The 7653-nt window shown below is 27.6% G+C and carries 5 protein-coding genes (1 of these 5 only partly in view); 4 read left to right on the top strand and 1 reads right to left on the bottom strand.

The features are described from left to right. On the bottom strand, window positions 1-12 hold the 5' portion of the coding sequence (locus V3249_RS04140) for a hypothetical protein (protein ID WP_252263094.1). It extends 129 nt beyond the left edge of the window; only the first 12 of its 141 coding nucleotides appear in the window; it begins with the start codon at window positions 10-12; its stop codon lies beyond the left edge, outside the window. A gap of 1004 nt (window positions 13-1016) precedes the next feature. On the opposite strand from V3249_RS04140, the gene V3249_RS04135 reads away from it, so the two are divergent. The 4 genes from V3249_RS04135 (at window position 1017) to V3249_RS04120 (ending at window position 7380) form a co-directional block, all read left to right on the top strand. Continuing rightward, a complete protein-coding gene (locus tag V3249_RS04135) occupies window positions 1017-2510 on the top strand; it encodes a hypothetical protein (protein WP_337902441.1) in 1494 nt (497 codons plus the stop codon). Beyond that, window positions 2482-4254, top strand: a complete 1773-nt coding sequence (locus V3249_RS04130; protein ID WP_337896752.1) for a hypothetical protein — start codon at window positions 2482-2484, stop codon at window positions 4252-4254. Before V3249_RS04135 ends, V3249_RS04130 begins: the two co-directional genes overlap by 29 nt. A gap of 1349 nt (window positions 4255-5603) precedes the next feature. Next, window positions 5604-6632 (top strand): DNA cytosine methyltransferase, encoded by a 1029-nt coding sequence (locus V3249_RS04125; RefSeq protein ID WP_337896751.1) that lies wholly within the window; start codon window positions 5604-5606, stop codon window positions 6630-6632. Beyond that, window positions 6619-7380 (top strand): Eco47II family restriction endonuclease, encoded by a 762-nt coding sequence (locus V3249_RS04120; protein ID WP_341517535.1) that lies wholly within the window; start codon window positions 6619-6621, stop codon window positions 7378-7380. Before V3249_RS04125 ends, V3249_RS04120 begins: the two co-directional genes overlap by 14 nt. The last annotated feature ends 273 nt before the right edge of the window (window positions 7381-7653 follow it).

Below are 7653 nucleotides of genomic sequence, written 5' to 3'. Positions count from 1 at the left end.
TTTTTGCAACATCGATACTAAACCAACTTAGTTAATTTTTGTTTTTTCATAATTTATAATTATACCATAAAATTACTTAAAATGCTACCAAATGCTACTTATAAAATTAAGGTTTTACATTAAAAAAACACCGATTTACGGGTGTTTCTTCATATTTATATTCACTAAAAAGTGAATTTTTGTCTTAAAACTGGGAAACTCGGGAAAAAATCCGAGTTTGGCAGTTTGAGGGCAAACTCAAGAAAAATAACTATCAAAGCAAAAACACTAAATTTTAAATCTAACACTCACGAAAGAAAAAACCTACCCACTAATCAAATAAAGCAAACTAAAAAAGCTAAAATTTTAACTTAAAAAGCAAAATTATGAATTTTTAAACTGCTTTTTTAGTTTAAAACATTGGGAAAAACCATCAAAAAATACAACTACTATTTAAACTCAATGCAAATAGAAAACTCGTTTTTATTTGCAGCGAGCCTAAAAAAACATATGAAGTTTTGAAAGAACAATAACTAAAAGCCTTAAATTTAAAGATTTCTAAACGGTTAAATTTAAGGCATTCCATCATATTTAAAAATATAATGGATAATTCACATTTTCTGATTTTTTTATGGCAAAAACATTCTTAATTCCCCCTTAATTCAATATCAAACTTATTAATTTATTCTTAGTGAGTGTTATTATAACATAATTTTTTCTTGTACCAAGCATTTTTTTTTTTTTTTGCAAAATCTTAATTTCAAAATAATAAAGATTAAGATTTTAGCGTCAAAAAACGTGGATTTACCGGGTATTTTTGCATATTTATATTCACTAAAAAGTGAGTTTTTGCCATCAACTGGGAAACTCAAGAAAATATGCCTGAATTTTAGTCCAGTTTATTTTTAGCCACTGATTAGCATAATAACTTATTCTTTTAAAACACATTTTTTAGGTATTTTTCCTAAAAAATTTTTAATATATAGTATAATCATAAAAATAAAGAATTAATATTGTATATAAAAAAAGGAAAAAACATGAAGAAAAAGTTAAAGTTTTTTAAGTTTATCACTAATATTCTCGCTTTCACTTCACTTACACTAAGTGTTTTTGGGCCGCTTTGACACTTTCAAAATACAAAAAGCTATTCAGATTTCAAACTTGAAACTCGTGATATAGATTTATCAAATTCAAAAAAACCGGTAAATTTTGATGATTTAGTCCAAATTGTTTCAGCCAAAAACCAGCAAAATTCGCTTGTTATTAATGCAAATATTAAAAATACCCAAACACGTCTAAACAAAACAAGTACTAATTCAGACTCTCCTAATCTAGATGATATTCAAATTCAAATTAATCAAGAAGGTGAGGTAATTTTAAATAGCGCTTCGCTTGAATTGGTTAACAAAAAAGCTGAACTCTATTTTGAAGAAGGTGTACCAAAACTAAAATTAGAAGGTTATGTTTTTGACTTTAGAGAGCTTAAAAATCAAACTCGAGTTGAAAAAACCTTCTTTCAATTCTTTTTGCCTTTTATTCCATTTATTGCAAAAGCTGCTGCAGCTATCCTTGCCACATTTGCAGTTTCCGCAGTTGCCCAACCAACTATGGGAACTTTTCCAAATGTTGCTGGTGTAGGTGCATGATATGGGGGCGGAGGAAGTTACTATCCGTCAGTTGGTTATAGCCCTGTTTATCCGTCAGTTGGTTATAGCCCTGTTTCTGAGCCAGCTAATAATAACCCTATTACTGAAAGAACTGAAAGCTCAATTGTGGTTGACTTAGATAAATTACCAAAAGCAAAAGCTGAACCTAGTATTAAAGAAATAGCAAATATAGCGGCTTTAGAACTTTCTATTGTAAAAGCAAAAGATAAGAAAAAATTAAGACAATACACTGGAATCCATCCTGCTTGATTTTTTAATTTTCACAATGAAGAGTTAGAACCTCATTTTGTTATTAGTAAGCAAGCAATTCCAGAACCTGCTGCCTGACTTTGAGCGGTTGGAAGTTTGCTAGCCCAATCAGAATTAACCAAAATTATTATTAAAAACTTACTACCTAGTTCAATAAAAGATAAAATGAATGAAAAAGACCGTGAAAATATGGATAAGAAACTAAAATCACCTATTGATTTTTATTCATATAATCAATCAGTTATGAAAAATTTGGCTATAAAAACAAAATATACAGCAAATTTGCTAGTAGGAAATAAAGGACCAAGAAACCCAAATTATAATTTAAATAAAGATATTGGTTTTACTAATGATCGCTTTGTTGTGGGAGAAGGTCTAGCTAGCGATGCTATTAATTGAACTGACCCTAAAAATGCGTTTGATATTAAACTAGATGATAGTGATAATAAAAAATCATACATAAAAATACTTTTTCCCAGTTATCATGTAAGGAGAGTAAGAATGATAGGGAAAAAGCAAAAGGGAATAAAGAGGGAATTTATACCAAGAGAAGAAATGTTAAATGTTGAAAAGGTGCATTTTTTATATGGAGAAGCAATTAGATTTAGTAATTAAGGCAAAAAAACAGTTAATTAAACTAAAATATATAGAACTTAATATTAAAAGTCGTTGTTCAATTGGCAATATGACTAGGGATGATCTTGATTCAAAGTCTGATTGTCATTACAAGGATAATCTATTTCCAGATTTTTTATACAATTATCTTTATAATGACTTTAATCCTAATCCAATTGAAAGAATTATTAGCTTAAATTATAAACAAGAAGATTATGTTTATAATTTAAAACTAGAAGATATCCCAAAAAGTGTGTTTTTTTCCAAAAAACTCAAAGATTTCCATTTTCATAACGATATTAAGTGTTTAATTGGCGACTGTCACCACGTTGAATATTGTGAAATAAACGAAGAAGAAGAAAATGTTGTTTATAAATCTGATCTTTATTCTGCATCTACTTTACGCGATGGTAAAGCTTTTAAAAAAGTTGTTGTTGTATTTGAAAACTTTGATGATATTGAAAAATGCGAATTTTCAATTTCTTATCCTGCTTATTTTTGAAAAATATTTAAATCAAAAAGTAGATTGAGAGAAATTGAAGCTTTAATTATTAAGGAAATTCAGGAAAGCGTTCCTTATGCAAAGCCAAAAAAATTAGCAAATTACCACGAAAAAATCTTTGATTTTTTATCAAATAGATATGAATATAATTCAGAGTTTGTAGATATAAATAAAGCATATTTAGGACAAAATGTAGAAAATATCTACAATTTATTATTAAAAGAAAATTATAATTTTAGCGAAAAAACACAAATTCAACCAATTCAGAACGTATTTACTTTTGAAACTTATGAAAATTTGCTTAAAAAATTTCAAAAATACGGGATTAAAAAGCTTGATTTAAACATTGAAAACCGTGATAAATTTATTCTTAGTTGATTTGATAAATTTGGTCCAGAGTATCGCGAATATTGCATCAACCTTTTTGGTAAAGACGGCCAAACTTATTATGATAATGTGAATAATTGAACAAATAAAATCGAATTAATCTATTTGTTGCAAATTTTATTTGGTCCTAAATATGAATTTGAAGATCTATATTTTTCCCTTAATGAACCTGATTATTTCATTCTACCAAGTTGGGCAAAATTAAAACTTGAAAATTTCGAAATTTTTTACTTTGGTGGACAAGAATATGGGCTTTTTGATGAAATAATTTCCCAATTTGACTCAAAAAAACCAGTTTTTTGATTTCAACCATTTTACTACTCCGCCTATGGAACGGGCGAATCACGAATTTTGCCAATTTCCTTAAAAAATTTCATTTTATTGTATGTTGACGGGCAAAAAATTTATTACTGAATTGGCCACTCAAATTTATACGATGATATTTATCAAGGTAAATACGAAATTTTAAAATATTATTTTAAACAAAAATTAGTCAAACTTGAACAAGATATTTTTTTGCGTGACGGCAATGATCCGGCCTTCTTTGTTTCTAGATCGCCAAGGCAAATCGATTTAGATAAAAATGTGATGGAATCATCTATGGAAGAATTAATTTTATATCGGGATGCGTTGAATAAATATCTAAAAGAAATAGACCACGAATTTGGGTTTTTTAGACCTTTTCTAGAAAATACTAATTTATATAGCCAACAAGAAAAAGAATTAATTTTAGAAAAACATGGCCCCTTTTCTTGGGATTATGATGGTAGAACTAAATATTATGAAGAAATCTCAAGAGTAGATTTTCGCGGTGATAAAAGTAAAAAATTTCTTGAGATAGAAGGTGAATCGTAGGTCTTTTTGTTAATTAATGAATTTAATGATAAAAGATTTAACTTTATTTTTAAAATTTTTAACTTGTTTTTTACATTCTTATTTATTTAAAAATAGCAATTTTGTTAGAAAAATTTTGTTTATTTGCAAAAATGGCTTCCCAAGTTTCCCGGTTTGATAAGATAATCTTAAAAAAGTGTCCTGGTTTAGTTTTGGTCACTTTTTAAGATTTTTGACAAAAGTTAATTACCTATTTTAAAACACTGGCAAAAATCAATTTATGGATACAACAACAAAAAACATAAAAAAATACAAGTACTATTTAAACTCAATGCAAATAGAAAACTCGTTTTTATTTAAATTGAGCCTAAAAAAACATATGAAGTTTTGAAAGAACAATAACCAAAAACCCTAAATTTATAGATTTCTAAACGGTTAAATTTAAGGCACTGCATCATATCTAAAAATATAATGGATAATTCGCATTTTCTGATTTTTTTTATAGCAAAAACATCCTTGATTCCCCCTTAATTCAATATCCAAATTTATTAATTATTCTTAAGTGAGATTTATTATAACATAATTTTATTTTATACCAAACATTTTTTTTGCAAAAGGTTAATTTTAAAATAATAAAAATCAAGATTTTAGCCAAAAAACCCAGATTTTAAACTCGGACAAAAAAACCAACACCTTAGTGTTAATTTTTCTTGTCCTAGTTTATTTACCGTTATTTTTCGTATTTGTATTCCCTAAAAAGTGAATTTTTCCCATCAAACCGTCTAACTCAAGGGTGTGATTTTTACTTTGATATTTTAGTAAATCAGTAAAAAAAATTGTTATTAAATTTTGCCAAAAAATTTAAAAAAAACGCCTAAAACCAGAGATTTTTTAAAATTATCTCACCAAACTGGGAAACTCAGGAATAAACTTATGTTTAGTAATAGTTTGAAAAATTTAGGTGGATTTCCACCTTTTTATTTCAATGTATCCAATATATTTAATTTAAATTTGTGAAAACACTTAAAACATTATCTATTTATAAATGCTTGCCTATCACTTTTTGCTATATGATTATATTTTTTAATGCTATAATTAATATGAAGTTCCTGTCTAATTTGGAGCTTTTTTCTTTTTTATTTTTAAAAAAATAATAGAAACAAAAAAGTTCATGCCACACAATTAAATTTTTACCTTAATTTGTGTTGGACTTGAGCTTACTATTTAAGGATTAGAAAAAGCAAATTTAACAACAAATTGCATAGCGAATATGGGAAAGAATAAGTATATATCACTTAGAAAAGATATGTAAAGCCTTCAACGGGATATTGGAGAAGTTGTTTGTTATAGTAAACCAGGGGGATGTATTAATGAATAGTGACTATACAAGTATTGAACTTTTTGCTGGTGCAGGAGGATTGGCACTGGGCTTAGAGCAGGCGGGATTTAAGCACATCGGATTAGTTGAATATGACAAATATGCTGCCAGTACACTAAAAGCTAACAGACCAAAATGGAATGTTATTTGTGAAGATATAGAGATTGTGGCTAAGAAAGATTTAGAAAAAGAATTTAACATAAAAAAAGGAGAATTAGATTTATTATCTGGTGGAGCACCTTGCCAAAGTTTTAGTTATGCTGGTAAAAGATTAGGACTTGATGATGTCAGGGGCACAATGTTTTATCACTATGCAGTTTTTTTAAATAAATTGCAACCTAAAATGTTGTTGTTTGAAAACGTAAAGGGACTTTTATCTCACGATAAGGGCAGAACATTTAAGACAATTATCAATATTTTTGAGCAAGAAGGATATAAAATATTCTATGAGGTATTAAATGCTTGAGATTATGGTGTTGCTCAGAAAAGAGAACGATTAATTGTCGTTGGTATAAGAAATGATTTAGTTAATGATAAAGAATTTTTCTATCCTTTAAAATATAAATATAAACCAGTATTAGCCGATATTTTACAAGATGTTCCTAGTAGTCTAGGTGCTAAGTATTCAAAAGCAAAAGAAGATATTTTTTCATTAGTTCCTCCAGGGGGATATTGAAGAGATATTCCCGAAGACATAGCTAAAAACTATATGAAGTCTTGTTGGTATATGGGCGGTGGAAGAACAGGAATACTAAGGAGATTGAGTTTAGATGAGCCCTCACTAACAGTTTTAACTACACCGCAAATGAAACAAACAGATAGATGTCATCCAACAGAGACTAGACCATTTACTGTTAGAGAAAATGCTAGAATACAATCTTTTCCAGATGAATGGATATTTACAGGACCAATGGGTTCGCAATATAAGCAAGTAGGAAATGCAGTTCCTTGTAATTTAGCCAAAGAAGTAGGTTTAAAAATATTGGAGAAGTTAGAGGAAATTAGATATGGAAATTTATAAGTTAGATTTTATTTCACAAGAAGATTTTGAAAAGCATATAACTAATACTTTGAAGAAGTATAATGAAGTGCTAGAAAGTATAAATTTAAAAAAATTCAATAGTAATTTAATTGATCCAATAAAATTACTTTTTGATAAAAATGTTTTTGATAAAAGTTTTGAAGACATAATAAAATTGGAAATTCACAGACAAAGAGATAGATCTAACAGTAATATAATTGGATATTTTCATCAAAATATGTTTAAGAATATAAAAAAATGTGAAGTTCCAGACGAGGGATGGGACGTGATTTTTACTGGCGATGATATAACATATTATGTTGAAATGAAAAATAAGCATAACACAATGAATAGTTCATCATCGGCCAAAACATTTATGAAAATGCAAAATCATTTATTAAATGCCAAGGATAAAGATAGAAGTATTTGTGCATTAGTGGAAGTTATTGCTGAAAAATCTCAAAATATTCCGTGGGTTATTACTCTTGATAAAGTGAAACAATCTTCTAATGAAAAATTAAGAAGAATATCAATCGATAAGTTTTATGAAATTGTTACTGGTGATAAAAATTCTTTTAAATTAATATGTGAGCAGCTACCAATAACAATTGAAAAAATCATTTCTAATAATAAATCCCTTAAAGTTCAAAAAGACACAGTTTTTGAAGAGTTAAAAAATATAGATAATGATACACTTATAGCACTATATAAACTAGCATTTAGTACTTATGAGGGGTTTAGTTGGTAGAAATTTTATGTCGACTAGAAATATAAATCTAGTCGTCTTTTTTCCTGAGTTTCCCAGTTTGATAAGGTAATTTTAAAAAAATATCTGGTTTTAGGCACTTTTTAAGTTTTTTGGTAAAAGTTAATTACAATTTTTTACTGATTTACTAAAATATCAAAGTAAAAATCATCCTATTTCAAATATTTGGATCACTAGCAACGCCATCAAACTGTCAAACTCAGAAAAAATAACTATCAAAACAAAAACACTGAATTTTAAATCTAACTATCACGA

Origin of the sequence: Mesomycoplasma ovipneumoniae, from assembly GCF_038095995.1 — a bacterium.
Classification (GTDB): Bacteria; Bacillota_I; Bacilli_A; order Mycoplasmatales; family Metamycoplasmataceae; genus Mesomycoplasma; species Mesomycoplasma ovipneumoniae_F.
Note: the sequence above shows the minus strand (reverse complement) of the source record. Positions and strands in the feature narration are given on the sequence as shown.